At 62.2% G+C, this 25,708-nt stretch carries 24 protein-coding genes; 9 read left to right on the top strand and 15 right to left on the bottom strand.

What is annotated here, in order from left to right:
* Positions 1–102: 102 nt before the first annotated feature.
* The 5 genes from PSN43_RS12920 to PSN43_RS12900 form a co-directional block, all read right to left on the bottom strand.
* Positions 103–2,694 carry a PEP/pyruvate-binding domain-containing protein gene (locus PSN43_RS12920; protein WP_272701150.1) on the bottom strand — a complete coding sequence of 864 codons (2,592 nt, stop codon included), beginning with the start codon at positions 2,692–2,694 and terminating at the stop codon, positions 103–105.
* A gap of 78 nt (positions 2,695–2,772) precedes the next feature.
* Positions 2,773–3,180 (bottom strand): response regulator, encoded by a 408-nt coding sequence (locus PSN43_RS12915; RefSeq protein ID WP_272701149.1) that lies wholly within the window; start codon positions 3,178–3,180, stop codon positions 2,773–2,775.
* A 32-nt stretch (positions 3,181–3,212) separates the two neighbouring features.
* The gene (locus tag PSN43_RS12910) at positions 3,213–3,584 is read right to left on the bottom strand and encodes a response regulator (protein ID WP_272701148.1); all 372 of its coding nucleotides are present in this window, start codon (positions 3,582–3,584) and stop codon (positions 3,213–3,215) included.
* Positions 3,585–3,593: 9 nt separating this feature from the next.
* Entirely contained in the window at positions 3,594–4,028 is a 435-nt protein-coding gene (locus PSN43_RS12905; RefSeq protein WP_272701147.1) for a response regulator, read from the bottom strand.
* A gap of 27 nt (positions 4,029–4,055) precedes the next feature.
* Positions 4,056–5,774 carry a sensor histidine kinase gene (locus PSN43_RS12900; RefSeq protein ID WP_272701146.1) on the bottom strand — a complete coding sequence of 573 codons (1,719 nt, stop codon included), beginning with the start codon at positions 5,772–5,774 and terminating at the stop codon, positions 4,056–4,058.
* 285 nt (positions 5,775–6,059) lie between these two features.
* Here PSN43_RS12900 and PSN43_RS12895 point away from each other — a divergent pair, with 285 nt between their 5' ends.
* Entirely contained in the window at positions 6,060–9,719 is a 3,660-nt protein-coding gene (locus tag PSN43_RS12895; RefSeq protein WP_272701145.1) for a DUF748 domain-containing protein, read from the top strand.
* Between the two features lie 112 nt (positions 9,720–9,831).
* On the opposite strand, the gene moaA is transcribed toward PSN43_RS12895, so the two are convergent.
* From moaA to ispH, 3 genes are all read right to left on the bottom strand, one after another.
* Positions 9,832–10,839 (bottom strand): GTP 3',8-cyclase MoaA, encoded by a 1,008-nt coding sequence (moaA, locus tag PSN43_RS12890; RefSeq protein WP_272701144.1) that lies wholly within the window; start codon positions 10,837–10,839, stop codon positions 9,832–9,834.
* Between the two features lie 6 nt (positions 10,840–10,845).
* On the bottom strand, positions 10,846–11,208 hold the full coding sequence (locus PSN43_RS12885) for a molybdenum cofactor biosynthesis protein MoaE (protein ID WP_272701143.1): 363 nt from the start codon (positions 11,206–11,208) through the stop codon (positions 10,846–10,848).
* A 443-nt stretch (positions 11,209–11,651) separates the two neighbouring features.
* Positions 11,652–12,500, bottom strand: coding sequence for a 4-hydroxy-3-methylbut-2-enyl diphosphate reductase (gene ispH / locus PSN43_RS12880; RefSeq protein WP_272701142.1), 849 nt, complete (start codon positions 12,498–12,500; stop codon positions 11,652–11,654).
* Between the two features lie 142 nt (positions 12,501–12,642).
* Here ispH and PSN43_RS12875 point away from each other — a divergent pair, with 142 nt between their 5' ends.
* Together PSN43_RS12875 and PSN43_RS12870 are read left to right on the top strand one after the other, a co-directional pair.
* Positions 12,643–13,275 (top strand): TetR/AcrR family transcriptional regulator, encoded by a 633-nt coding sequence (locus tag PSN43_RS12875; RefSeq protein WP_272701141.1) that lies wholly within the window; start codon positions 12,643–12,645, stop codon positions 13,273–13,275.
* A 114-nt stretch (positions 13,276–13,389) separates the two neighbouring features.
* Positions 13,390–14,166: a glutaminyl-peptide cyclotransferase gene (locus tag PSN43_RS12870; RefSeq protein ID WP_272701140.1), complete on the top strand. Its 777-nt coding sequence runs from the start codon at positions 13,390–13,392 to the stop codon at positions 14,164–14,166.
* On the opposite strand, the gene lgt is transcribed toward PSN43_RS12870, so the two are convergent.
* On the bottom strand, positions 14,158–14,940 hold the full coding sequence (gene lgt / locus PSN43_RS12865) for a prolipoprotein diacylglyceryl transferase (RefSeq protein WP_272701139.1): 783 nt from the start codon (positions 14,938–14,940) through the stop codon (positions 14,158–14,160). The genes PSN43_RS12870 and lgt overlap by 9 nt on opposite strands.
* A 119-nt stretch (positions 14,941–15,059) precedes the next feature.
* Here lgt and PSN43_RS12860 point away from each other — a divergent pair, with 119 nt between their 5' ends.
* The 5 genes from PSN43_RS12860 (at position 15,060) to PSN43_RS12840 (ending at position 19,563) form a co-directional block, all read left to right on the top strand.
* Positions 15,060–15,806 carry a hypothetical protein gene (locus PSN43_RS12860; RefSeq protein WP_272701138.1) on the top strand — a complete coding sequence of 249 codons (747 nt, stop codon included), beginning with the start codon at positions 15,060–15,062 and terminating at the stop codon, positions 15,804–15,806.
* 17 nt (positions 15,807–15,823) lie between these two features.
* Positions 15,824–16,483, top strand: coding sequence for a tetratricopeptide repeat protein (locus tag PSN43_RS12855; protein ID WP_272701137.1), 660 nt, complete (start codon positions 15,824–15,826; stop codon positions 16,481–16,483).
* Between the two features lie 112 nt (positions 16,484–16,595).
* Positions 16,596–17,210, top strand: a complete 615-nt coding sequence (locus PSN43_RS12850) for a 3'-5' exonuclease (protein ID WP_272701136.1) — start codon at positions 16,596–16,598, stop codon at positions 17,208–17,210.
* Between the two features lie 142 nt (positions 17,211–17,352).
* Positions 17,353–18,567, top strand: a complete 1,215-nt coding sequence (locus PSN43_RS12845; RefSeq protein WP_272701135.1) for a methyltransferase domain-containing protein — start codon at positions 17,353–17,355, stop codon at positions 18,565–18,567.
* A gap of 3 nt (positions 18,568–18,570) precedes the next feature.
* A complete protein-coding gene (locus tag PSN43_RS12840) occupies positions 18,571–19,563 on the top strand; it encodes a glycosyltransferase family protein (protein ID WP_272701134.1) in 993 nt (330 codons plus the stop codon).
* On the opposite strand, the gene arfB is transcribed toward PSN43_RS12840, so the two are convergent.
* On the bottom strand, positions 19,560–19,988 hold the full coding sequence (gene arfB, locus PSN43_RS12835; RefSeq protein ID WP_272701133.1) for an alternative ribosome rescue aminoacyl-tRNA hydrolase ArfB: 429 nt from the start codon (positions 19,986–19,988) through the stop codon (positions 19,560–19,562). The two genes, PSN43_RS12840 and arfB, sit on opposite strands and share 4 nt — an antisense overlap.
* 104 nt (positions 19,989–20,092) lie before the next feature.
* Between arfB and PSN43_RS12830 the strand changes: the two genes are divergently transcribed.
* The gene (locus tag PSN43_RS12830; protein WP_272701132.1) at positions 20,093–20,581 is read left to right on the top strand and encodes a YchJ family protein; all 489 of its coding nucleotides are present in this window, start codon (positions 20,093–20,095) and stop codon (positions 20,579–20,581) included.
* 184 nt (positions 20,582–20,765) lie between these two features.
* Here PSN43_RS12830 and PSN43_RS12825 read toward each other — a convergent pair whose 3' ends face one another.
* The 5 genes from PSN43_RS12825 to PSN43_RS12805 are packed head-to-tail and all read right to left on the bottom strand — an operon-like array spanning position 20,766 to position 25,602.
* Complete coding sequence (locus PSN43_RS12825; protein WP_272701131.1) at positions 20,766–21,665, bottom strand: class I SAM-dependent methyltransferase; 900 nt, start codon at positions 21,663–21,665, stop codon at positions 20,766–20,768.
* A 5-nt stretch (positions 21,666–21,670) separates the two neighbouring features.
* Positions 21,671–23,569: a 1-deoxy-D-xylulose-5-phosphate synthase gene (gene dxs, locus PSN43_RS12820; protein ID WP_272701130.1), complete on the bottom strand. Its 1,899-nt coding sequence runs from the start codon at positions 23,567–23,569 to the stop codon at positions 21,671–21,673.
* Between the two features lie 21 nt (positions 23,570–23,590).
* Entirely contained in the window at positions 23,591–24,484 is an 894-nt protein-coding gene (locus PSN43_RS12815; protein ID WP_272701129.1) for a polyprenyl synthetase family protein, read from the bottom strand.
* On the bottom strand, positions 24,481–24,723 hold the full coding sequence (gene xseB, locus PSN43_RS12810; RefSeq protein WP_272701128.1) for an exodeoxyribonuclease VII small subunit: 243 nt from the start codon (positions 24,721–24,723) through the stop codon (positions 24,481–24,483). The genes PSN43_RS12815 and xseB overlap by 4 nt, the downstream gene beginning before the upstream one ends.
* Positions 24,724–24,759: 36 nt before the next feature.
* Positions 24,760–25,602, bottom strand: coding sequence for a M23 family metallopeptidase (locus PSN43_RS12805; RefSeq protein WP_272701127.1), 843 nt, complete (start codon positions 25,600–25,602; stop codon positions 24,760–24,762).
* Positions 25,603–25,708: the final 106 nt, after the last annotated feature.

Genomic DNA, 25,708 nt, shown 5'->3' with positions numbered 1-25,708 from the left:
TAGGAAGGAAAAGGGGATGGGGGTCCGGGGGAAGGGGAAAGGGAAAACCCTTTTCAAAGGGTTTCCCTTTCCCCTTCCCCCGGCCGCCGGAGGCACTCTCCCTTACTCCCCTTCAGCGGGCGGATCGTCGAACAGCTTGAAGTCGTTAAGAAACCGATCTCGGCGGCGGGCGATAGCGCTTTCGTCCGACATAATCATGTCGAGTTGGCGGGTATGGGTAATGAGGTAGCCGATGATCTTGAGTCGATGGCCCATGGTTTCCCGATCGAGCCCTTCCACGCGGGCGAACATGTTGTCCTGACGAACGCGAACGCGGAAGTCGAACATTTCCAGGAGATCGCCTACGAAACGGGCGCGACGGATGCGCCGTTCCATGTTGGCGGCCCCGCCCTTGAACTGGAAGGAAGCATAGTTTTCGCTAACCCGGTCGCCCACAAGGGCCTCGACGCCGCAGAAATGAAAGCCGAAGCGCGATTGCAGGGAACAGTAATTCTTGGAGACCATGAAATAGTTCTTCTGCGTGTAGCGGGTCCCGGTGGACGGGACGAGGTCCGGGTTCATGGTGGCCTCGAACATGACCGACATGAGTCCTCGGCCGTGGACCGGCGGAGGGCCTTCCCACGGCACGGCCTGCATCCCCTCCCATAACTTTTGCATGGGGTAGGAAACTATGTGCTCCAGAAGAATGCAGCGGTCCTTGCGCTCCTGGCCTTCGGGGGAGAATCCGTCGTCCAGATTGAGAATCCAGAATTGTTTGGGCACGTCGCAGATGAGCTGGCGGCTGGCGGCTTCGATGTAGTCGTCGTGAGTGCCGAACTCGAACATGACGTTCACGGCCCGCTCGTGACAGTAACGCATGACGTCATGCAGGGTCCGGCAGTTGGAGGGCTTGAATTCCGGGGATTCCGGGTTGGTCAGATTGAGACGGACAATGTGGCGGGCCGCCTTGCGCAGAGCGCCCTGCACCGGACTGCCGCGCATGATCCGCTGCCGGGTATGCTCCTTGAGCAAGGCCTCCACCGCGCCTTCGTACACGGCCCTTCCCTCCGCATCCACGGTGAGAATCCGGCCGTTCTCGAAACGGCTGACGGCGCCTTTGACCCCGAACAGGGCCGGGACGCCGAACTCGCGGGCCACGTTGGCCAGATGTCCGGCCATGCCGCCCTGTTCGGAAATGAGCGCGCTGGCGCGATCGAGAAGGGCCGCCCGGCTGGGCAGAGCCTGGCGCAGGATCATTACGCCGCCGTCGGGGAAGCTGAGAGCGTCCACATCCTTGCGCACGACGAAAGCCGGTCCCACGCCCACGCCGGGGCTGGCGGTCTTGCCGCCGGAGAGTACTGGTTTGGGCAGGTTGGCCGACGGCGTGCTGTGCTCGCCCGAGGAGACACGCATGAGCGGACGGCACTGGAGTAGATGAAAGGCCCCGTCCGGGCTCATGGCCCACTCGATATCCTGGGGCGTGCCGAAATGCTCCTCGATGCGCACGGTTTCACGCGCCACGAGCAAGGCCTGCTCCTCGGTCAGGGAAGGCTGGGAGGCCTTATCTTCTGTAAGCTTCTCCCGGCATACGCCCTCGCCGTCGCTACAGACGTACATGTCGGTTTTCTCGGCCACATGCACCTCTTCCAGACGAAGGGGATCGCGGGAGACAATGAATTCGTCGGTTCCGGCGGTGCCGTCCACGACAGGCTTGGGCAGTCCCCAGACCGAACTGATGGAGATGCGATCGTCGCGCACGTTCACCGGATTGCCCGAATACGCCACGCCGCCGACAACGGACTCCACCATGGTCATGCAGCCGACGCTCATGGCCACATCGTCGTCGCGGATGCCGTGGCTGAGCCGGTAGGCCATGGCCTGGCGGGAGTACTTGGAGGCGACGACTTCCTTGTAGGCATCGAGCAAGGAAGCGCGGTCCACGTTGAGCACCGACCTGTATTGCCCTGCGAAGGAAGAACCTTCGATATCCTCGCCGAGCGCGCTTGACCGCACGGCCAAATCCGGAGGCGAACCGAGCTTCGCGGCCAGGTTGTCGTAGGCGTCCAGTATGGTCGCGGCAAGATCGTCGGGCAGCCGGGTATCCATGATGAGCTGCATGATGCTCGACGAAATCTGGAAAACGGACTCCCGGTCGTCCCCGGCCATGGTCTGAATAAGCCGATCGATCTCGGCGCCGAGCCCCTGGTTCCGGGCAAATTGTTGATAGGCGGCCACGGTGATGACGAAGCCGGAAGGAATGCGCAGCCCGAGGTTGGACCCGGCCTCGCCGAGCATGGCCATCTTGGGGCCGCACAGGTCGGCGTGGTCGCGGTTGACCTCGGCCAGGTCGATGACCAGCTCGCCGCCCACGGCATGGACGTCGGGCTCCAGCTCCTCCATGATGCGCTCGTTGATGGCCTGCATGGCCGCCACAAGATCATCGTGGCCCTTCTCCTCCAGCTCGCCCAGGTGGCGAACCATCTGGTAGATGGATGTGGAAATGCGCGTGCACAGAGTCCGCACGAAATGCATCCCGTAGGGGGTGAAGCCTCGGAGGGCCTCCTCCAGCTCGCCCATGAGTTCATGGGCGCGGGTGTTGGCCTGGATGAGCAGCCGGAAGTGGTCGTAGCGGGTGGCGAAGACGCGGCGCATCTCGGCCCGCTCCTCGGGGGTCTTTTCCTTTTTCCGGAACCGCAGCCAATCGAACAGGCCCATGAAATGTCGTCCTCTGGAAAGCGTCTAAGTCAAGGTCACAGGGTCATCTGCTTCTAGCAGGGTACGGACCGAAAATCACTAACTCTTCGCCCGGGCCGCGATGCGCTCCTCATGCCGCTTCTTTCGGCTGGAGGCGTCTTCGAGCTTGTAGAGCAACTCCTCGAACTCCACCGGCTTCATCAGGTAGTCGAAAGCTCCTAGTTCCATGCCCCGAATGGCTATCTCCATGCTGGCGTGGCCGGTAAGCATGACCACCTCCACCAGCGGATCGACTTCCTTGATTTTGTGCAGGGCGGTCAGTCCGTCCATGCCGGGCATCTTGACGTCGAGCAGGATTACGTCCGGCTGGTAGGTCTTGAGGCGTTCCAGGGCCTCCTCGCCCGAGCCCGCCTGCTCCACGGTCATCCCCCGGCGGGAAAGCCGCTTGCACAGCGTGTTGCGAAAAGATTCCTCGTCGTCCACAAGGAGCGCTTTTATGTCGGCCATGGCCACTCCCGATTCTTCGTTGTCGTTCCCGACTAACCGGCCACGGCCTCCCCGACCTTTTCGAGGAGGTCGTCCAAATCACACGGCTTGAGCAGGTAGTCGAAGGCGCCGGACTCGACGCCTTCCCTGGCGGCCTGCTCCGAACCGTGGCCGGTAAGCATGATGACCGGCAGTTCCGGCACCATTTTCTTCATTATCTGCAAAACCTCGATACCGTCCATATCTTCAAGCTTGAGATCAAGGACTGCAACATCAAAATCATGGTCCCGGAGCACCCGGATGGATTCGGCCCCGCTGCCCGCGGTCGTAACCGCATAGCCCCGCTTGCCCATGCGCTTGGCCAGCACATCGAGAAAGCCGAGCTCGTCGTCGACCAGAAGGACGCGGATGGGCGTATCAACCATGGCTCCCCCCTAGTCTCCCCTGCGCAACTCGATGTGCCGGGCGCGGGCTTCGAGGATTTTGTCCTCGTGCGCCTGTTTCTTGTCGTAGGCTTCGCCGATCTTGTCGATGAGCTCGCTCAGTTCGCACGGCTTCATCATGTAGTCGAAGGCCCCGGCCTTCATGCCCTCGATGGCCGATTCCACGGTGGCGTGGCCGGTGAGCATGATGACCTCAACAAGGGGATAATCTCCCCTGATGCGCTTAAGCACTTCGTTGCCGTCCATTCCCGGCATCTTGACGTCCAGGACGACCACATCGAAGTTTATTCCGGCCTTGTCCAGCGCGGCCAGGGCTTGCGGCCCGTCATAGGCCACGCCCACGGTGAAGCCGCGGCTCTCAAGGCGCTTGGTCATGGTATCCACGAACCCTTTCTCGTCATCGACGAGCAATACTCTAGCAGGCATGTCGCCCTCCTGTTGGTTGTATGCTCATTACATCCGTACGGCCGCAAATTCCTCGGCGTCCCCAGCCGCGCCGGCCGGCAGACGGAGGGTGAAGGTGGTGCCCCTGCCCACGGCGGAGTCCACCGAAATGTTGCCGCCCATCTTGTTGATGATCCCGTAGATGATGGACAGGCCCAGACCGGTCCCCTTGCCCACGGGTTTGGTGGTGAAAAACGGATCGAAGATACGCGACAGGTTGGCCTCGGGAATGCCGGACCCGGTGTCCGACACCAGGGCCAGCACCGTGTCGCCTTCCTGGCGGGTGCTGATGTCCAGGCTACCCCCGCCCGGGTCCATGGCGTCGATGGCGTTGTTGACCAGGTTGAGGAACACCTGCTGCATTTCGGAAGGACTCGCCTTGATGGGCGCGATGTTGTCGCCCAGGCTGGTCTCGATGACCACGTTGGCGTACTTGGCCCGCTGGGAGGACAGCTCGGCTATCTCCCGGATCAGTTCGTTGAGGTCCACGGACATGACCGTGGGATCGATCTTGCGGGCAAATGAAAGAAGCTTGTGGGTGATTTCCTTGCAACGCGCGCCCTGGGTGCGGATCTGGTTGAGCGCCCGCTGGACCTCGCGCTCGTTGTCGCCCCTGGAGAGCCCCTCCTCGAGCAAGTCCTGAATCCAGCCCGCCTCCTCGACCATGATGGCCACGGGGTTGTTGATCTCGTGCGCGATGCCCGCCGCCAGCTCGCCCACGCTGGCCAGCTTGCCAGCCTCGATGAACTGCTCGTTCATGATGTCTTTGGCCGCGTCCGCCCGGGCGACCTTGCGGGCCATCCGGCGGCTCATGAGGCACGCCATGACCGAGATGGCCGCGCCTCCGATGAACAGGATGACGATGGCGAGATCACGGCTACGGTTCAGAGTGGCGAAGGCGTCGGCCGAATCCTGCTGGTAGACCATAAGCCAGTCGCCGCCCTTGATCTGGCTGGTCACGAAGATGGTCTCGCGGCCCGTGGCGGGATTGTCCATGACGGCCATTGCGGCCTTGCCGCGCACCTGATCGGCGCTCCCGGAGATGGACCGGGCGAGTTCGCGCAGGAACGGGACCTCGGCGGACATGTCCCGATGCGGGGTGGTCTGGAACTCGCCCTGCAAATTGATGATATAGGCCATGCCCGTCTCGCCGATACGGATATTTTCCACCAGCCGGTTGAAGGTAATGAAGTCCAGCGTGGTGCGCAGGACCCATTCGCGGCCGTCGGCCCGCATACGCAGGGCGATGATGAAATGCGGCACGCCGCGCATTCCCAGCCCCACGTCGCTGACGTGAACCATGTTCTCGCGCACGGCCTGGAACCACGGCTCGCCGGAATAGTCCAGCCCCTGAAGTTGGAACGGGCCGGAATAGGCGACCTGGATGCCGTTCTCGTCGATGAGCCCCAGGTCCACGAAATCCGAGCCGTGCCCCCGGCCGAGCGCGTCGTGCAGGGACTTGATCCCTTCCGGCGAGGCCAGGCCGCCGAGATCGATGACCTCGGCCAGCACCCGAATTTCGGAAACCTTCTCGTCCAGGTAGGCATCGATGGTCTGGTCATGTTTGAGGACCAGTTCCCGCAGATGCGCCTCGACCTTCTCTTCGTAGGCGACGCTGTACTGGTACCCGGCGATGAGCACGACGATGAAAAGAGGAGCGAAGGAAACCAGGATGATGGTGAACATCATGCTCCTGGCCAAACCCTGGTAATAATGGTCGTCGGACATGGTTCCGCTCCGGTAGGAGTTGAGCGCCCGGGGAACCTCGGGCCGGGTTCAGAAACCCCGCGGGCGCACTTGCATTTGATTGCAACATACACCGCATTTCCACAATATGGCAACAAAATCCGTATTTTCCATACCGTAGAATGAAAGGCCGTCCGTCAACACCGAACCGGGGTGAAACTCCCCGCGCAATGCGCCTTCATTTAGTCCGGGATATATGGATTCTCCGGTAATTTTGCGCTAGACTCATTCGGCGTCGGAACCAATTACCCCCTGGATGGACTCAATATGCTCGCTTTCCTCGACAAAATCGAAATAGGCACTCCGCGCCTGCGACGGATTGTTTTCTGGCTGCTGACCGCGTTCGCCGCCTATACCCTGTTCGGCTTCTTCGCCGTGCCGCCAATCATGAAATCCGTCCTGACCTCGCAAGCCCGAAGCATCCTCGACCGGGAAGCGCAGGTGGAGGAAATCTATTTCAACCCGCTCAACTTCCACCTGGAGATCACCGGGCTGCGCGTCAAGAACCGCGAGGAGGAAGGCGACCTTATCTCCCTGGGCCACATGATGGCCGCGCCCGGCATCGCCACCATCTGGAAACTGGCGCCGGTCATCGGCTATCTCAAGCTGGACGACCTGAATGTAAACCTGACCTTCTACGGGAACGGCCGATATTCCATCTCCGACCTCCTGGGCACCCCGGAAGACGCCGAAGAGCAAAAGGAAGAGGGAGCTATTTTCCCCTTCGCCCTCTACGGCTTCGAGATGACCAACTCGACCATCACCTTCGACGACCGCCCCCGCGAAAAAAAGCACGTCATATCCGACATCAACCTGGTGGTCCCGTTTACGTCGAGCTTCACGGACCAGGTCAAGGAATTCACCCAGCCCATGTTCAAGGCGGTGGTCAACGGCGACCCCGTGGAACTCAAAGGCAAGACCCTGCCCTTCGACAAGACCCTGCAAACGGAATTCGAGCTGGGGGCCGTGGATGTGGATTTGCGCCAATACTGGAAGTACGTCCCCATCAAGACTCCGCTCCAGTTGAGCAAGGGCCGGTTCACTTCGGATTTCTCCCTGTTCTTCGAACGGCCCGAGGGCCAGCGGATCAGGTTCTTCCTCGGCGGCGGCGGCAGCCTTACCGATCTGGAGCTGACCACCCCCGGCGACGGTTCCGTCCTCACCATGAAGAAACTCTCCTTCGAGATGGAGCGTTTTTCCTTGAGAGACAACGCCCTGGTCGTCAAGCAGGTGACCATGGAGCAGCCGTTTTTCAAGGTCGTGCGCCGGGACGGCGGCGAAATCAATTGGGCGGGATATTTCCCCGGCTCCCAGGCCGGGGCCACCGGCCCCAAGGTCAAGACGGAAGCGGACACGGACGCCGCCTTCGTTCTGGACCTGCGTAAATTCGAACTGAACAACGGCACCATTGATTTCACCGACAAGCAGGTCAAAAACGGCTTCCAACACACCTTCCGGCAGCTCGACATCGATGTGGAGGGGCTGACCACCCGCGCCGCTCAGACCACCGTGGTCAAGGGTTCCTTCGGGGAAAAGGGCTTCATCTACATCAACGGCGAGGCCACCGTGGACCCGCCGACGGCCAAACTGACCCTTTCCGGCAAGGACCTGGACGTGCCCCTTTACGGTCCCTACATCAATGAATTCCAGCCGTTGCTGGTGGATTCCGGTTCCCTCGGCTTTTCCGTGAACATCGACTACCGCGATGCCGACGGCGCTCCGCAACTGACCGTGCAAAACGGAACCGCCAGCCTGGCGGGCCTGGCCGTACGCAAGCCGGAAGCCGAGGAGCCGAGCTTCACCATGGACACGCTGAACGTATCGGGCGCGTCTCTCGATCTGGCGGCCCGCGAAATCGGCGTGGCCGAGATCAAACTGACCGCGCCCTCGGTCAAAGTGATACGGGAAAAGGACGGCCGACTGGACCTGGAAAAGATTTTCGCGGACATGGGCCAAACGGCCGAAGACTCTCCCGCCGACGAGGTGAAGACGGAAGGGAACGGCGAAAGCCAAGAACCCTGGAAGGCCACCCTGGGCCACCTCGTGGTGGAGGAGGGAGCCGCCGACTTCCGCGACCTGGCCCTGGAGCACCCTGCCCGGCTTGGAGTGCGCAACTTCAAACTGGACATGGCCGATTTCACGACGGAAAAGGGCGCGCAAATGCCCTACTCCCTGAGCGGAGGCTGGTCCGGCGGGGGTTGGTTTTCCGCCAACGGCCGGGCCTCCCTGGACCCGCTCGCCTCCTCGGGCGGTATACGGGTCGACAAGCTCGGCCTCAGGCCGCTGGACGGCTACCTGGCCGAGGACACCGAACTGCTGATCTCGGACGGCGCGGCCCACGCCAACATCTCCTATGCGTTCACCGGGGGCGAGACACCGAAGTACACGGCCAGGGGCGACACGGCCCTGACCGGGCTCAAGGTCAAGACCACCTTCGACGACGCCGAAATGGCGGGCATCGACCGCCTGGACGTCAAGGGCGTCACCTTCGCCAATGCCCCCATGTCCCTGTCCGTGGGCGAAATCAACCTGAACGGCCCGCGCGCCCTGGTGCACTTCGACAAGGACGGCAGACTGAACATACGGCGCGCCCTGCGCCTGGCCGAGCCCCCGCAGCCGCCCGCCGATTCCGCAGCGGCCGGACCCGACGCGCCGGCCCCGGTTCCCCCGGCCGAGGTCGCGGCCATCGAGGCGAAGACCGAAGCCGAAGCCGCCGAGGAGAAGCCGTTTTTCGAAACCCTGACCGTGGGCAAAATCGGTATGCAGAACGGCTCGGTCAAATTCCGAGACGACAGCATCCACCCGGCCTATGCCACGGAGACCACGGACATGAACCTTGTCCTGACCGACATCGGCCAGACCGCGGAGGCGCGTCCCAAGGTGGAATTCAAGGCCAAACTCGGCCCGACGCCCGTGGCGGTCACCGGCGTGCTCAACCCCCTGGTCAGGCCGATCTACTCCGATCTGACCATTTCGGTGAACGGCATGGAGCTGGTTCCCCTGACCCCGTACACCCTCAAGAACCTGGCCTACCCCATAGAAAAGGGGCGGCTATACGCGGACGTGATATTCAAGACCGAGGACTGGGTCCTCAACGCCAAGAACAAGTTCTTCATCGAGCAGCTCAAGCTGGGCAAGAAGGACAAACGGCCCGACGCGCCCAACATCCCGGTCGAGTTCGGCCTATCCCTGCTCCAGGACTCCAACGGCGACATGCAGCTCAACCTGCCCGTCTCCGGAAGGCTGGACGACCCGAACTTCCGCATCGGCGGCATCGTGTTCCAGGCCATCATCAACCTGCTCTTCAAGGCCCTGACATCGCCGTTTTCCCTTATCGGCTCCATATTCGGAGGCGGGGAAAACATGGATTTCGTAGTCTTCGATCCGGGCCGGGCAGCATTGAGCGCGCAGGGCACGGAGAAGCTCGACACGGTCGTCAAGGCTCTTACGGAACGCCCAAAGCTCAAGCTTGAAGTGGATGGGGTTTACGACCCCGTCGCCGACACGAACGGCTTGGTTCAGGCCATTCTCGAACACAAGGTCAGGCAGGCCAAATACGACGACCTGCCGCGCTCCAAGCGGGCCGAGACCACGGTTGACGCAATCGTCGTCGCCCCGGAAGAATACGAGGACATGCTTTATGAGGCGTACGCCGACGAGCCGGACGAGGAAGGCGTCAAGCCCACCACCCTGTTCGTCACTGACCGGCAGCCCGTGGACGTCATGGAAAAGTTCATCCGCGACAGGATCGTCGTGACGGACGAGATGCTCCGTGAACTGGCCTTGCGGCGGGCCAACGCCGTCAAGCAGTACGTCATCACCGGCAATCCGGACCTGACTGACCGCGTCTTCCTCCTCGACCGCGACACCAAACCCGAGGGCAAGACCGGCGTGCCGAAACACCGGGCGGACCTGGGCATCGACTAAGGCGGCCGGACCGGCTTGCACCACGCCGACAACGACAAAGGGCCTCATCGAATTCCGATGAGGCCCTCTTCATTGATAGCGTGTCCTTCGGCCCGCGGCCGAAAAGGCTCTCCTACCCGCCGATGGAGGCCATGCGGGTCTTGCAGACGCCGTGATCGGCGGCGCGCATCTTCCGCAGCAGCTCATTGCCGATGGGCTTGTTCTTTCCGGCCAGCCGGATGATCTTCTCGACCTTTTCCATGCCCAGGGCCGGATGGCGAAGAGCGGGACGGAGCCGGTAGACCCTGTCCGAAAAGAGGCAGGTTCTCAGATTGCCGTCCGAGGTGATGCGCAGCCGGTTGCAGGTGGAGCAGAAGTGGTCGGAATAAGGGGAAATCAGCCCGATGCGGCCCAGGCCGCCTTCGATACTGTACATGCGGGCCGGGCCGCGACGCCGCGCCCCGGGCTCGGTCACGGGGATCAGTTCGGCATAGGGACGGGCCTCGGCCAGGATTTCGGCGGCGGTCCAGACGCGGGAATCATCCCAGCCGGTCTCCAGCCCCACGGGCATGAACTCGATAAACCTGAAGTCCACGGGATGGGTCCGGGCGAACTCGATGAAATCGCCCAGTTCATCGTCGTTGACGCCCTTCATTGCCACGGCGTTGATCTTCAGCGCCATGTTCGCGGCCAGGCAACGGTCGATGTTCTCCCGAACCACGGCGTAATGATCGCGGCCGGTGATGGCCTTGAACTTCTCGGGATTCAGGGAGTCCAGGGAGATGTTCACCCGCCTGATACCCGCCGCAGCCAGCCGTTCGACGTGTTCGCCTATGAGGGTAGCGTTGGTGGTCACGCACAAATCCAGGTCCCCGAACCGTTCGGCCGCAGCGACCATGAAATCGGCGAAACCCTTCCGGACGAAGGGCTCTCCGCCCGTGAACCGGATTTTCCGCACCCCGAGGTTCCGGGCCATGCCCATGAGCTCCAATATTTCTTCGTAACGCAGGATGTTCGGATGCGGGATGAAGTCCAGCCCCTCGCCCGCGCAGTAGGTACACCGCAGGTTGCACCTGTCGGTCACGCTGATGCGCATGTAGCTGACCTCGCGGCCGTGGATGTCCTCAAGGTTCTTGTGCATGGCGTCCTACGCGAAGATTTCTTTCTTGGACACGGCCTCGGCCTTGACGCGGTCAAGGAAGTCGGCCAGGGCAGGCTTGACGTTTTCACGGATGTCGCCCGCCACGATGAGGAAAAGCACGTCGTCACCGGGCTTCATGTGGCCCGAGTTGGCGTGGCACCAGGCGCGGAAAATACCTTCGCGGGCCTCGATCTCCTGACGGATTTCCTCCATCTTCTCGAAATCGGGGGTGATGTCGATGGCCACCACTTCTTCGCGGCCCTTGCGGGACCAGCTCCGAACCACGCCGTTATGCACCAGGATCATGCCCACGTTCTCGGCGAAACCGGGCTCCTTTTTCAGATCTGCCAGGACCTTGTTGAAATCCATATCCGACTCCTTGTTGTCACATTCGTACCGGGTCAAGGTATGCCCTTGGCACAAACCGGACAACCTTTTTGTTTTTCCCCCGGATCAGACACCCGAGGACAATGAAAATATAATACCACTATCCGGCCAAAAAGGTATGTTCGAACCAACGGCCGCACAGGCCGCCTGAAAACGGCACTCCTCCCCTTGCTGACGGTTACCGGCATCGCACCAGGAGAGTCGCGTTCCCCGGACCCAAGCCCTCCACTGCGGCCGGCGGTACCTGCAACGCGGCTGAGATGTCGAAACCGTCCCGAACGGGGTCAGGGACAGCTCCCGGAACAGACCCGGCCCGGGACCGCCTGACCCCTTTTTCGCGCCAGGATGCCCCGCCGCGAAAGACGAAGTGCCGCCCCCCGCAAGAATATTCCGATCGTCGGTCAACAGGCCCGGAAGCGTCGTCCTTACAGCGCCTTGAGACCGGCAAGAACCTCATCGATGAGGAGCCTGGGAGTGGAGGCCCCCGCGGTGACGCCGATGCGCTTGTAGCCCGCGAGTTCGTTCATGGGCAGTTCTTCCATGGTCTCCACGTGCTTGCAGGGCGTGCCCTGTTCCGTGACCACCTTGGCGAGCCTGCGGGTGTTGCCGCTGTTGTACCCGCCGACCACGACCATGAAATCCACTTTCTTCGCCAATTCCTTGGCTTCGGTCTGGCGCAGCTTGGTGGCGTCGCAGATGGTTTCGAGCACGACGACGTCCAGGTCGCCCCGCCCGGCCAGGCTTTCGGCGATGGCCTCGAATTCCACCCGATCCTGGGTGGTCTGGGCGGCCAGGACATACCGCTCCCCCGGAGTGAGCTCGTATCCGGCCAACTCTTCGGCGGAACCGAAGACGAAATGGCCGTTCCCGGCGTAGCTGACCAGACCGGCCACCTCGGGATGGTCGGCCTCGCCGTAGAGAAGCAGCTTGCCGCCGTCCGCGGTGTTGCGCTCGATGAGCAACTGCGCCTTCTTGACCCGGGGACAAGTTGCGTCCTTGATGAGCACCTGCCGTTCGCGCAGGGATTCCTCCACCTGGCGGGTGATGCCGTGGGCACGGATGACGACGTGCGCCCCGGCCGGGACCTCGGCGGGATCGTGAACCATTATCACGCCCTTGTCGGCGTAGCGCTTGAGCACCTGCGGGTTATGGATGATGGGTCCGAGTATGTAGATGGGATGGCCGTCGGGCTCGGCGACAAGCTGGTCGAGCTTGGTCAGGGCCATGTCCACGCCCATACAGAACCCCGCGGTTTCGGCTAAGATGACTTCCACTTCCACGCTCCTTGCGGTTGTTCGCGAAACAATCGGCTCCGGGGAAAACCCTTGACTTGCCGACTCCACTCATGAATAGAATTCGTCAAACATATGTTTCAAGCTTTTTTACTGCGTATTTTACGCCCGTAGGCCCTTAATTATGAACGATTCCCCCGACGTCAATACCAAAACCGCGCTTTTGCTCGCCGCCATGGAGGTTTTCGCCGACAAGGGATTCGACTCGGCCACGGTGCGGGACATCTGCGGCCTGGCCAAGGCCAATGTTGCGGCGGTGAACTATCATTACGGCAGCAAGGACGGCCTGTATGCGGCCGTGCTCGAAGAGATCTTCCCCAAGGGGGAAGAGTGGATTTCCAGCGACGACAGGGACCTGCCCCCCGAAGAGCGGCTGCACAAGTTCGTCAAGGGGCTGGCGGAAGAGATCTACACCCAAAGCACCGGGCAAATCGCGCAGAAGTGGGCGATTTTCCTCCGAGAAATGGCCAAACCGAGCCACAACCTCGACCTTATCGCACGGCACCAGGTCCAGCCGCGCGCCAATGAATTGCGCGACATCCTGAGCAAGCTGCTCGGCCCGGGCACGCCGGAACAGACGCTGGCCTATTGCAGTTCGAACATCTGGGCTCTCATGCTCGACCACCTTCTGACCCAGCCTATCCTGGACCGCCTGACGCCAAACCGGCCCGGTCTGGGCCTTGATGTGGAAGCTTTCGTGGACCACGTGGTCCGCTTCGCCCTCGGCGGCGTTAATGCCGTAAAACATCGCGCGTAAGGCGTGCGGCGGACCGGCCAACCTCCCATAAGATCATGCCGGTCTTCCGCGCCCTTCCCGGGAGCGGGGAGCCGCATCATGAATGCCCCCCCGCTCCCTTTTCCAGGACCGCCCATGCACATGCCCATCGCCATTCTCATGCTGCTGGCCCTGACGGCTTGGGCCGCGCCCGCAGCGGCGCAAACTCCCGTCATCCCCTGCCGGACCGTCGCCGAATATCCTCACGACGCCGGGACCTCCACTCAGGGGCTCTTCCATCTCGACGGCGTGTTCTACGAATCTTCGGGCGGATACAATCGTTCCTTCGTGGCCATGGTCGAGCCCGGGACCGGCCGCAAGCTGAAGACCGTGCCGGTCGCGCCCTCCCTGTTCGCCGAGGGCATCGCGCCCCGGGGCAGCACCTTGCGAATGCTCACCTGGAAGTCGGGCATCGGCCTGATATTCGACCTCAAGGACCTCGCGCCCAAAGGACGGTTCGCCTACCGCTCGACCTTCGGAAAAACCGAGGGCTGGGGGCTGGCCTTCGACGGGGAGAGATTTGTCATGTCCACGGGAAAATCCCGGCTGGAACTGCGCGACGCCGATGACTTCGCCCTCACGGGCACATTGGATGTAACGGACGAGGGACGCCCGGTGCGTCTGCTCAACGAACTGGAATTCGTGGGGGAATGGCTCTACGCCAACATCTGGAAGTCGGACAGGGTGGCGATCATCGACCCGGCCGACGGCAAGGTCCGCGCCTGGCTCGACCTGTCTTCCCTGCGCGGGAGACTGAACCGGGGAGCCGGGACGGCCAACGGCATAGCCTATGACGCGACGGGCGGACGCCTCTACGTCACCGGCAAGTGTTGGGACCGCCTGTTCGAAATCGAAGTGCCGGTATTACGATGACTTGCGATACGCCCAAATCAACCAGCCGAGACCGAACAGGATCATGGGCAGGCAAAGCACCTGGCCCATGGACATCCAGTTGAGGGCCACGAAGCCGAGTTGCCGATCAGGCTCGCGGGCGAACTCCACCAGGAAGCGGAAGACACCGTAACCGAGCAGGAACAGCGCGCCGACACATCCCCTCGACCGAGGTTTGGCCGAATAGACCCAGACGATGATGAACAGGACCAGCCCCTCCAGCGCGGCCTCGTAGAGCTGCGAGGGGTGACGCGGCAGCCCTCCCGCCCCGGGGAACGGCATGGCCCACGGCAGGTCCGTGTAGCGTCCCCACAGTTCGCCGTTGATGAAGTTGCCGATGCGCCCGAAGAACAGGCCGGGCGGAACGAGGGGGGAGATGAAGTCGCCCACTTCGGGAAATGTCATGCCGTTGGCGCGGCCGAAGAGCCAGCAGGCGAGCAGCACGCCGAGGCAACCGCCGTGGAAAGACATGCCGCCCTCCCAGACCGCGAAAATCTGAAGCGGATTGGAAAGATAAAACGAGGGATTGTAAAACAGGACATAGCCGATACGGCCCCCGAAAACCACGCCGAGGATGGCCCAGGTAATGAAGTCGTCCATGAGTTTGGGCGTCATCTTGTTCCACGGCTTGGTCGCGCGGTAACGGCCCAGCAGCCAGCCGCTCAGGATGCCGAAAACGTACATCATGCCGTACCATCGCAGGTCCAAAGGACCTATGGAAATCATGATCGGGTCGAATTGAGGATAGTCGAGCATGAAAAAAGTCTCCGCCGTCAAGGACCGTATTTGTTTTCTTCAAAAAATCGGATACGCTGTGATACAACGTACAGGGTGTCTTTTTTTTCGCCGCCCCGTCAAGCCCAAAGCGGACCGCCATGCAGAAGCCACAGGAACTCGACATACTTGAAATGCCCGTTGAGGGGCTGGCCGCCTACTGGCTGTCCATCAAGAAGATCATGGACGCCCGCAAGGGCCGCGACATCCTGGACGAGGAAATCGCTTCCGCCTCGGAGCCCTACATCCTGCACCTGCTCGAAACGGTCTTTTCCTCCCTGGACGTTCCCCTGGTGCGCCGGTTGGCCTCGGCCAAGAAGGACATCCTCATCGACGACTACCGCACCAAGATCGACCTCATGCGGCTGGCCGTCTACGCCATCGCCTCGGGGGAAAACCCGCGCGTCACCCTGGTCCGGCTGGACTCCAAGTTCGCCCAGCCGCTCATGACCGAGGACCGGGCCTTCGACATGGCCTCGGCCATGTTCGACGCCATCAAACCCCGGGGAGTGGATCTGGACATCCTGCTTTCCGTGGACCACAAGATCAAGGCCGACCGGCTGCTGGTCAAACTGCTCTTCTTCGTCATGTACGCCCGGCGCGAAGGCAGACAAAACCTCGACCGCTTCATCCCGCATCTCGGTTCGCGTTTCTTTTCCGAAGGCATCTCCCTGGCCATCGACAATTTCGAGGCCGACTTCCTGGCCAACCACCTCGAATCCATACGGGATCGTGTCATGGCCGAAACGGCCCGCAAGATGGACATGGCCCTGGAAATGGCCCTGGCCATCCGCAACAAGACGGCCTACGACGACATCTTCCGCATAGCCAGGACCTACATGTCCTGAACAAGGAGGCTTCCACCATGCGCAAAACCCTGACCGCAACCATCGCCTTTCTGCTGATCCTGGCCACGGCCCTGCCCGCAACGGCGGACCCGGTCTCCCTGGGCGACCGCAAATTCCAGCGAGCATGGAGGATGTACGTCACGCGCAGCAACGACAAGGCCGTCGGGCACTTCAAGGATGCGGCCGCGACATACGCCGAGGCGTTGCGGCATGACCCGCCCCTGCGCACCATGAAATTCCAGTCGAACATGGTCGAGGCTGGCATAGCCATGTATTTCGCCGGGGAGTACGACCTGTGCATAAAAACGCTCGAAGACGCCCTGGGAGAGAAGGACAAGATATGGGACGCAGCCCTGTTCATCGCCCTGGCGCAGGGGAAGAAAGGCGACAAGGAAGCCTCGCTCAAGGCCTTCGACAGATTCCTGGACAGCAATCCTTCGCAACGGTACATCACCACGCAAATGTCGAAGGTGCTGCCGGGGGTCAAGGACGGTTCGGTCCCGCTGGCCGACGCCATCGCCTCCATCGAAAAGGAAACCCAGCATCAGTTCGTGGAAAACGTGGCAAGATACAACGGCAGGGACAACGTGATTCCGTCCACGGACAGTTGTAACGGAGCATACTGGTGGCGCCAGAACAGCACCCCCTGCTCCCGCGGCTTGTACCACATGGAATAGTCCGTCAGCTCGCCCGTCCGACAACTTCCGGTCGGACGGGCAACCTAGTACTTGACGAACCTGCGGGAATGTAGAACGATCCACCAAAATTTCTAACGCACCAAGCATATTAATGACTACGGACAGCCTCGATATTCCGCAACAGTACCTTCGGACCTTTTCCAAGGAAGAGATCAACGACCTGCCCCTTCGCCGCTATGAAGGGGAAATCAAAGTCGTCCGAACGGATTCCGATCTCGAAGAAGCTATGGAAGGAATGCTTGATTCCTCCCTGCTCGGCTTCGACACCGAGACCCGTCCGGTTTTCAGGAAGGGCAAAAAGCCCGGTCCGCCTTCCATCCTCCAACTCGCCACAGCCGACTGCGCCTACGTCTTCCAGTTGGGCGTCCTTCCCCTGGCCAAAGGGGTCTGCGACATCCTGGCCAACCGGCGCATTCTCAAGACCGGCGTGGCCGTGCGCGACGACATTCTCGGGCTCCAGAAACACACCCGGTTCAAACCGAGCGGTTTCGTGGACCTGTCCACCATCACGGCCAAATACAATCTTCAGACGCACGGCCTGCGCAACATGGCCGCCAACCTGCTCGGGTTCCGCATTTCCAAGTCCGCCCAATGCTCCAACTGGGCCAAGGACAAGCTCTCCCGGCAGCAAGTGATCTACGCCGCCACCGACGCCTGGATCAGCCGCGAACTGTATCTCGCCCTGGAAGAGCTCGGCCTGACCTAAACGACCCGCCCGGGACCGCAGGTCCTTGGCATGTATCGTGCAATTTCTCCCGCGACGGGCAATTCATGCCCCTTTCTCGCCGCGATTCTGACGGACCGTCTTGTGTTGCGGCCTCCAACGACTTGAATACATTGGACGTATCATGAAAGAGCCGAGCGCACCCCAAGCCGCCGCAGTCATCGATCAGGCCGGAAAACGAACCGCAACGGAACGAATCTACCGATTCAGCCCCAAGGTCATCCTCATCGCCGGGCCGCCGGCAGCGGGCAAGAGTTTCGCGGCCAGGCAACTTGCCCGGGACCTGGACTATGAGCTCCTGCGCCTGGACGCCTTCACGCCGGAGGTGGCGGCCCGATACGGCGACGACATCGAAGCCGTGCGCCAGCCGGGAACCTACTCGGATTTCAAGGGAATCTTCATCCGCAAGCTGCGCGCTCTCCGCTACCGGAATCTCGTGCTCGAAGGATGCCGCATCAGCCACGCGCACATCCACCAGGCCTTCCTCGACGCCCTGGACGACATTTACTCGCCCTTCACCATCGTCCGGCCCTTCTATCTCAACCCGCCGCGCGAGGTCCGCATGGAACGGTTCGCCCTGCGCCGGGTGCGCAAGACCAAGGAAGCCATCCGCGCGGGCAAGCCCATTCCTGCGGGGACCCCGTTCTGCGAGACTCTCGAACCGGTTTTGCCGGGCTATGAGGTGGTCGCGGACACCGGCGACATCCTCCGCTGGGCCGAGGCAAACCGTGACGCAGCCCATCCGGGCGTACCCGAAACCGACCGCGAGGTTTTCAAGACCATCGCCGAAGCGGACTCGTTCAATCCTTTCTACCAGACCATCGAGTACCGGGGCCGCGTGCTCGTGCCCGGCTTCACCCAATCCGGCCTGGCCTGGCAAAACATCCTCAAGCTCGGCGTGGAGTTCTCGGGCAAGTCCCTGTGCGACTACGGCTGTATGCACGGCTATTACACCTTCAAGGCCGAGGAATTGGGCGCGGCGGGAGTGGGACTCGACATGGACCGTGGAGCCGTGGACCTTGCCAATCGCCTGGCCTCGGCCAAAGGCTCCGGCTGCCGCTTCATGGTCTACGACATCACCACCCCGTTGCAACGCAAGTACGACATCATCATGGCCCTGAACGTCCTGCACCGCACAGGCAAATTCGAGCTGACCACCGAGATCATGTTCGCCCACTGCAACGAATGCATCCTCGAAGTGGGCGAGAGCCAGTTGCCGGTCATCATCGCCGAGGCCACGCGCCAGGGATTCAAGCTGAAAAGGAATCTCCCGTCCCACCGCCAGCAGTCGTGCATCGGCCCCAGGCGCATCCTGCACATGGCCCGCAGGGAAGGATAGGCCGTGAAGCGAATCGCCTGGATCGGCGGCTACTATTTCCGGCCGCAGCATACCCGGGACGCGGGCTTCGACATCGTCAACATCCCCCTCTCCGGGCCGGACACCCTGGAGTGGGAGGACATCGTCGCCCGCTGCCACGGTGAGCCGGACATCGTCCTCTACGCGGACAGGTCCATCCCCCCGCCGCTCATCGGCGTGGAATCATACCCTTGCGCCACGGCATTTTACGCCATCGACTCGCACATCCACTCCTGGTACCCCATGTACGCCCAGGGGTTCGACATGGTCGCCGTGTCCCTGCGCGACCACATGCCCCGCTTCCGCAAGCGGCTGGCCGACGAACGGATTCTCTGGCTGCCGCCCTATCCCCTGCGCGACGAACAACCGCCGGAACCGCCTCCGGCCAAGGAGTGGGACCTGCTCTTCGTGGGCAACGTGAACCGCGAGACCACGCCCGTGCGCTATGAATTCCTCAAGGAGCTCAAGGCCCGGCTGCCCAATCTCCACGTGGCCAAGGGCGAATTCGGCGAGCTTTTTCCCAAGGCGAAGGTCGTCCTGAACATCGCCGAGCGGGGCGACCTCAACTTCCGGGTCTTCGAGGCCCTGGCCACGGGCTCCTGCCTGGTCACGCCCGACATAGGCCACGGCCAATCCCTGCTCTTCAAGGACGGCGTGCATCTGGTCACCTATCCCCCCGACGACATGGACGAGCTGGTCCGCATCGTCTGCGAACTCCTGGCCGATCCCGAGCGGCGGGAGGCCATCGCCCGCGCGGGCCACGCCGAGATCGAAGCGGCGCACAGGGCGCACCACAGGGCCGGGACCCTGCTCGCCGCCATGGACGCCATCCCGCCGGAAGCCGTGCAAAAGCGGCTGGCCGACGCGAAAAGCATCCACGCCAGATATCTCAAGGTGGTCTATCTGCACCTGGCCGAAGCCTATGCGGACATGGAACTGGGAGAACGCTACCTGAAGGCCGCCCTGAGAAAGGGCTAATATTCCCCGCTGAAATCGGGCAGTTTGCGATCGCGCTTGCGATCGGCCGTGCGCTTCTTGCGGTCCAGCCGCCTGCGCTTGGCCGACATGGGTGTCCTTGTCTCCCTGCGCGGAATCACCGGCGCGAGCGCCCACTGCATGAGCTCCACGAACCGCTCCACGGCCGAATCCTTGTTGGTCTTCTGGCTGCGGAACTTCTGGCTGGTCACCTGAAGCACCCCGCGTTTGTCCATACGGCGTTTGAGCTTGCCCTTGACCGCCACCTTCTGCAATTCGGTCAGGCTCGGGGAATTCTCCACGTCGAACAGCAGCGTCACACGGGTATCCGTGGTGTTGACGTGCTGTCCGCCCGGCCCGGAACTGCGGCAGGCGATAAAACGGAGCTCGCTCCAGGGTATGGAAACGGTATCGGTGACGGGAAGCATGATCGCAGGGTGCCATGCCGGGCGGCAAGGGGCAAGCGGTTACTCATTGACAGCCGGACGGTTTTCTCTACAATCCGCTGACCAAAAACCAAACGAGGTATCCCATGTCCCAAGAATGCCCTTGCGGGTCCGGCCTGGAACTGTCCAAGTGCTGCGCCCCCTATATCTCCGGCGAGGCCGTGGCTCCGACCGCCGAAGCGCTCATGCGCTCCCGCTATACCGCCTACGTGCTCCAGAAGCTCGATTATCTCAAGGAAACCCTCGCGCCCGAGGCCCTCAAGGACCACGATGACGAATCCGTGCGCAAGTGGGCCGAGGCCGCCGAATGGCTTGGCCTGACCATCCACGACACGTGGGCAGGCCAGGAAGGCGACGAGGCGGGCATTGTCGAGTTCACCGCCGAATACGCCATCGACGGCGAGGAACAAAAGCACCGCGAGCGGAGCCGGTTCCACTTCCTGGACGGCAAATGGCTCTATGTGGACGGCCAGATGGTCGCCGGGCCTCCCATCCGCAAGGAACCCAAGATCGGCCGCAACGAGCCCTGTCCCTGCGGCTCCGGCAAGAAATACAAGAAGTGCTGCGGCCGCTAGGCGCGCCGCAAACGCCGAAAAAGGGAAGGAAAAACCTCTCATCAAGGTTTTTCCTTCCCTTTTTTTTCGCCCCGACCGACCGTTCCCTACAGCGTCCTTGACGCCCGCCGCGCCTGCCCGCGAACAGGATTGAAAGGCCGCGCGTCCGCCCAGGTATTCCGGCAACGCCCCGCCGCCGTGGCGGTCAGGCCCTCTTTTCGAGCCAGAGCGAGGATTCGAAGGCCTGTTCCGGTACGGTTATCGGCCAGTTTTCGATGGCTTCCCCCATGCAGCGGCGCACGTAGGCCGAAGCGAAGCGAACCTTGAACCTGTCGCCGCCCGCCAACAGGGAAGCGGCCAGGAGCTGTTCGTTGTAGCCTCGCCACGCCCAAATGTCCGGGTAGCCGTTCGGCAGGAAAATGTCGTGGACATGCACCCATACCCCTGGCGCAAGGCCGGGCAGAATCCGATTGAACAGGGTATCGACGTCCGTGCCGGGCATGGCTATGTGGCTGCCGTCAAAAAACAGGATGTCGCCAGCGCCCAACTCGCCGAACGCGGCAGGGTCCGCCTTGTCCAGGGTCGTGCGAACGACTTCGCGGCAGAGGTGGTCGATATCCCGTCTCGGCACCGGATCAATGGAGGAAAACCGGGTGGAAAGCTCCCCGTCGCGAATGGCCCGGGCCATGAACCGCGTGGAATGGCCGGAACCGATCTCGATGATCCGCTCGGGCTTCAGCTCCCTGACAAGGGCATAGGCCGCGGCCCCGTCCAGGCCGGGGAACCAGCTCTGGTCGAAACGGGGCCGATCCGGGTCATCTGGGGCGGCCGCCGAAAACTCGGCCAGCCGGTCCAGGTGTTTTTCAATGAGGGAAAGGGTTTCCTCGAACGGGGCGCGATCCGCGTCCCAAGCCGCCTTTATCCATTCGTAGCGGTCATCTTCAGTGAAGGGCGAGAGGCTCCCGGCCCAACGGTACGGGATATGAAACCCCTGCATGATGCCGCCGAACCCCATCCAGGAGCGCAAGGTCGAAACGCCGCGGAAAAAACGGCCCAGCCGGGTGAAGAGACCGGTGCCGGGCGGAAGCATTTCGCGGGAGGCCATGACGGCTATCCACAGAGCTTCTTGAGCGCCCGCTTTATCCCGTCCTTGTCGAGTCCGAGCATTTGGCGCAGTTCCTTTTGCGCGCCGTGCTCGATGAACTCGTCCGGGATGCCGAGCTGCTTGATGCGCTTGCCGTCCATGACTTCGCGCGCGGTGAACAGTTCGAGCACCGCCGAGCCGAAGCCGCCCGCCATGGCGTTCTCCTCCACCAGCAGGATGCGGTTGAACCGCCCGGCCAGTTCCAGGAGCTGCTCCTCTGGCAGCGGCTTGACGAAACGGGAGTTGAAGACCGCCACGTCCAGCCCTTCCCCGGCCAGCTCCATGGCCGCCTCAACGGCGGGATAAACGCGGGAGCCGATGGTTACGACAAGGGCGTCCGCCCCGTCATGCATCAACTCGCCCCGGCCGATGGCGATGGGGGTCGGATCGGAGGACACCTTGGCCCCGACTCCGGTGCCGCGAGGGTAGCGGATGGAGCATGGACCTTCGTGAGCAAAGGCAGTGACCATCATCCGGGCCAGTTCGGCCTCGTCCTTGGGGGCCATGACCACCAGGTTCGGGATGTGGCGCAGGAAACTCATGTCGAAGGCCCCGTGGTGGGTCGCGCCGTCTTCGCCTACCAGCCCACACCGGTCCAGGAAGAAATTCACGTTCAGGTTCTGCAGGCAGACGTCGTGCACTATCTGGTCGTAGGCCCGCTGCATGAATGTCGAGTAGATGGCCACGGCGGGCTTGTACCCCTCGGTGGCCAGCCCGGCGGCGAACGTCACCGCGTGCTGTTCGCAGATGCCCACGTCCACGAACCTGTCCGGATAATTCTTGCGGAAACACTCCGTGCCCGTCCCCTCCGGCATGGCCGCGGTTATGGCCACGATCTTATCGTCCTTGGCCGCGAGGGAACACAGGGTGGAGCCGAAAATCGAGGTATAGGACGGCAGGCCGGAGCCGGAGAACTTCCGGGCCAGGCCGGTCTCGGGGATGAACTCGCCCACGCCGTGGTAGTGTGAGGGGTCGGACTCGGCGGGCTCGTAGCCCTTGCCCTTCTTGGTCATCACATGGACCAGCACCGGCTTGTTCAGCTTCTTCACCTCTTCGAAGACCTTGACCATGGTGGCCGTATCGTGGCCGTCGATGGGGCCGACGTAGGTGAAATGAAACGCCTCGAACAGCATTCCGGGAGTGAAGAAGGATTTGACCGAATCCCCGTACCGCTTGGCGTACACGGCCAGGTCGCCGCCGATCTTGGGAATGGTCCCGAGCAGCCCCTCCACGTCGGATTTCAGCCGTTGCAGGAACGGGGTGGTCATCTTGCGGCTCAGGAACTGCGACAGCGCGCCCACATTTTTGGAGATGGACATTTCGTTGTCGTTGAGGACCACGACCATCTTGCGGCCCAGGTCTCCGGCCTGATTCAAGCCTTCAAAGGCCAGCCCGGCGGTCAGGGAGCCGTCGCCGATGACCGCCACCACCTCGTGATCCTCGCCCTTGAGGTCGCGGGCCATGGCCATGCCGAGCGCCGCCGAGATGGACGTGGACGAATGGCCCACGCCGAAATGGTCATAGGGGGACTCGGCCATACGCGGGAAACCGCTGATGCCGCCCTTCTGGCGAAGGGTGGCAAACTCCTCAACCCTGCCGGTGAGCAGTTTGTGGGCGTAGGCCTGATGGCCCACGTCCCAAACAAGCTTGTCGTGTTCAAGGTCGAAGGAGCGGAAAAGGGCCAGGGTCAACTCGATCACGCCGAGCGACGGGGCTAGATGGCCGCCGTGCACCGAGACCTGGCTGACGATGATGTCACGCAGCTCCTGGGCGAGCGTGGCCATCTGATCCCCTTCCAGGTCACGAACGTCACCGGGCTTGTGTATCTTCGACAGAATGGTCGTCTGTTTCGGGTCTTTGATCATGGGAGCGAAATCCTAGTTCAATCAATAGACCCTGTCCACTATGTATCTGGCCAATTGCCAGAGGAACTCCTGTTCGCTCCCGAAATAGCCGGACAAATGGGTCAGGGCCTCGTCCACATAGTCCTTTGCCAACGATTTACTCTTTTCAAGTCCCATGAGCGCCGGATACGTCGACTTGCCCATGGCCTCGTCGCTGCCGACGGGCTTGCCAAGAGTGGCGGTGTCGCCGACCACGTCGAGGATGTCGTCCACGATCTGGAAGGCCACGCCGATGTTGCGCCCGAACCGGCGGGCGTTGTCGATATCCGCCTCGTCGGCTCCCGACAGGATCGCCCCGCACTCGCAGGCGGCGGTGATGAGCGCCCCGGTCTTCATGGCGTGCATGTTCCTGAGCTCTTCCAGGGACACCCCGGTGCGCCCGGTAAACTCCATGTCCACGGCCTGGCCGCCGACCATGCCGCCCGCTCCGGCAGCCCCGGCCACGATATGGATGGCCCGGAGCACCCTGTCGGCGGGCAGTCCCTTGAATATGGACGACGCGGACATGAGCCCGAAGGCCTCGGTCAGCAGTCCGTCGCCCGCCAGGATGGCCGTCGCTTCGTCGAATTGCTTATGGTTGGACGGCCTGCCCCTCCGCAGATCGTCGTCGTCCATGGCGGGCAAATCGTCATGGATCAGCGAATAGGTGTGGATGCATTCGAGCGAGGCGGCAAAAGGCATGGCCTTGGCCGTTTCGCCGCCGAGCAGTCCGTTCCAGGCCAGGACCAGCACCGGCCGCAGCCGTTTGCCGCCTGCCAGCAGGGAATATTCCATGGATTCGAGCAGTCGCGCCGGTACTCCCCTGCCCCGCAGGCAGGTGACGAGATATCCCTCAACCTCGGCCGCGCGGCGGCCCAGCTCATCCTTGAACGTCACAATTCGTCCTCCGTTTCCGAGTTCAGAGCCTCAAGGGCGTCGAATTCCCGGACCAGCCCTTCGGACACGAGCTTGACCTCGTGCCGAGCGGTCTCCAACTGTCTGCCGCACGCCTTGACGAGTTCCAACCCCTCCTTGTAGAGGGCCACGCCCTCTTCCAGGGGCAGATCGCCGCGCTCCAGCTTTTCCACTACGAGCTTGAGCCGCTCCAGCCGGTCTTCGAATGTATCGTTCGCCACGGGCTACCTCCCTCGGCTTGATTAATCAATTCTTTATTATTCAAATATGTTGCAAAAAGACGTTTGAAATAAAACCTCCGGATCGACCACCGCCCCAAGCACAAACGCGGCCAGATGCAGATGCGCGCCCGTGACCCGGCCTGTGGCCCCGGACAATCCGAGGACCTGACCGGCCTCGACCATATCCCCCTGCCTGACCATCGTTTCGGACAGATGGGCGGACATGGAGAAAAAGCCGTTTCCGTGGTCGATCAACACGCTGTTCCCAGCATAGTAAAAGCCGTCGACAAGAACAACTCTCCCGGCGGCCAGGGCGTGGATGGGCGTGCCGAGCCATGCCCGGAAGTCCAGGCCGGTATGCCGCGCCGCCACATTGCCGTTGAACGTCCGGTACAGGCCGAACCGGCTGAGCATCTTCCCCTTGACCGGACGGTGGAAGGGCAAGTCCCAATACCGTTCCGGAGAAACCACGGCCAGGGCGGCGGCAAGCGTCTTCCGCTCCTTTTCAATACGGGCAAGCTCGGAGGCGGGCGGACGAACCATCTTCGGCTCCACGGACAAAGTCTCCGTGCCCCACTCGGATTCCAAGACCTCGACAGAACGCGCAAACCGCCGCTCATGCCCCCAGATATGCGCCACCACTTCCAGCTCGCGGAGCCCGGACCCGCCGCGATAGTCCGTTCCCAGCAGGACCACGGCCTCTGACCGTTCCCCGCGCAGCGTCACAGCAGGGCGCACGCTCTTCCTGTCCCATCGGACCTCCAGGTCCTCCAAAGGGTACCAGGTGCCGATGCGCACCAGGAAGGGCTTGCCCGTCCCGACGGACGCCGGGGCCTCGACGTCGACCATATCCCCGGCCAGGGCCGGGACCGACGCCATCAGGCAGATGAGAAAGACGAGGCAGGGACCCAACGGCCCCCGCCGTTTATTCGAAGATTGGCAATACATTGAAATCGATCAACCCATTCCTATGGGAACTATCCCT

The sequence above is a fragment of the Desulfovibrio sp. Fe33 genome, assembly GCF_028532725.1.
GTDB lineage: Bacteria > Desulfobacterota > Desulfovibrionia > Desulfovibrionales > Desulfovibrionaceae > Pseudodesulfovibrio.
The sequence above is the reverse complement of the archived record's forward strand: the minus strand, read 5'-3'. Positions and strand labels throughout refer to the sequence as shown.

Bases quoted from the DNA above. Each gene is read 5' to 3' on its own strand.
- PSN43_RS12830 (WP_272701132.1), top strand. From the start codon at position 20,093: ATGTCCCAAGAATGCCCTTGCGGGTCCGGCCTGGAACTGTCCAAGTGC.
- PSN43_RS12885 (WP_272701143.1), bottom strand. From the start codon at position 11,208: ATGGATTTCAACAAGGTCCTGGCAGATCTGAAAAAGGAGCCCGGTTTC.
- lgt (WP_272701139.1), bottom strand. From the start codon at position 14,940: ATGCTCGACTATCCTCAATTCGACCCGATCATGATTTCCATAGGTCCT.
- PSN43_RS12905 (WP_272701147.1), bottom strand. From the start codon at position 4,028: ATGCCTGCTAGAGTATTGCTCGTCGATGACGAGAAAGGGTTCGTGGAT.
- PSN43_RS12870 (WP_272701140.1), top strand. From the start codon at position 13,390: ATGCACATGCCCATCGCCATTCTCATGCTGCTGGCCCTGACGGCTTGG.
- moaA (WP_272701144.1), bottom strand. From the start codon at position 10,839: ATGCACAAGAACCTTGAGGACATCCACGGCCGCGAGGTCAGCTACATG.
- PSN43_RS12855 (WP_272701137.1), top strand. From the start codon at position 15,824: ATGCGCAAAACCCTGACCGCAACCATCGCCTTTCTGCTGATCCTGGCC.
- arfB (WP_272701133.1), bottom strand. From the start codon at position 19,988: ATGCTTCCCGTCACCGATACCGTTTCCATACCCTGGAGCGAGCTCCGT.
- PSN43_RS12895 (WP_272701145.1), top strand. From the start codon at position 6,060: ATGCTCGCTTTCCTCGACAAAATCGAAATAGGCACTCCGCGCCTGCGA.
- PSN43_RS12805 (WP_272701127.1), bottom strand. From the start codon at position 25,602: ATGGCGTCGGTCCCGGCCCTGGCCGGGGATATGGTCGACGTCGAGGCC.
- PSN43_RS12850 (WP_272701136.1), top strand. From the start codon at position 16,596: ATGACTACGGACAGCCTCGATATTCCGCAACAGTACCTTCGGACCTTT.
- PSN43_RS12875 (WP_272701141.1), top strand. From the start codon at position 12,643: ATGAACGATTCCCCCGACGTCAATACCAAAACCGCGCTTTTGCTCGCC.
- PSN43_RS12845 (WP_272701135.1), top strand. From the start codon at position 17,353: ATGAAAGAGCCGAGCGCACCCCAAGCCGCCGCAGTCATCGATCAGGCC.
- PSN43_RS12900 (WP_272701146.1), bottom strand. From the start codon at position 5,774: ATGTCCGACGACCATTATTACCAGGGTTTGGCCAGGAGCATGATGTTC.
- dxs (WP_272701130.1), bottom strand. From the start codon at position 23,569: ATGATCAAAGACCCGAAACAGACGACCATTCTGTCGAAGATACACAAG.
- PSN43_RS12915 (WP_272701149.1), bottom strand. From the start codon at position 3,180: ATGGCCGACATAAAAGCGCTCCTTGTGGACGACGAGGAATCTTTTCGC.
- PSN43_RS12910 (WP_272701148.1), bottom strand. From the start codon at position 3,584: ATGGTTGATACGCCCATCCGCGTCCTTCTGGTCGACGACGAGCTCGGC.
- PSN43_RS12825 (WP_272701131.1), bottom strand. From the start codon at position 21,665: ATGGCCTCCCGCGAAATGCTTCCGCCCGGCACCGGTCTCTTCACCCGG.
- PSN43_RS12860 (WP_272701138.1), top strand. From the start codon at position 15,060: ATGCAGAAGCCACAGGAACTCGACATACTTGAAATGCCCGTTGAGGGG.
- PSN43_RS12920 (WP_272701150.1), bottom strand. From the start codon at position 2,694: ATGGGCCTGTTCGATTGGCTGCGGTTCCGGAAAAAGGAAAAGACCCCC.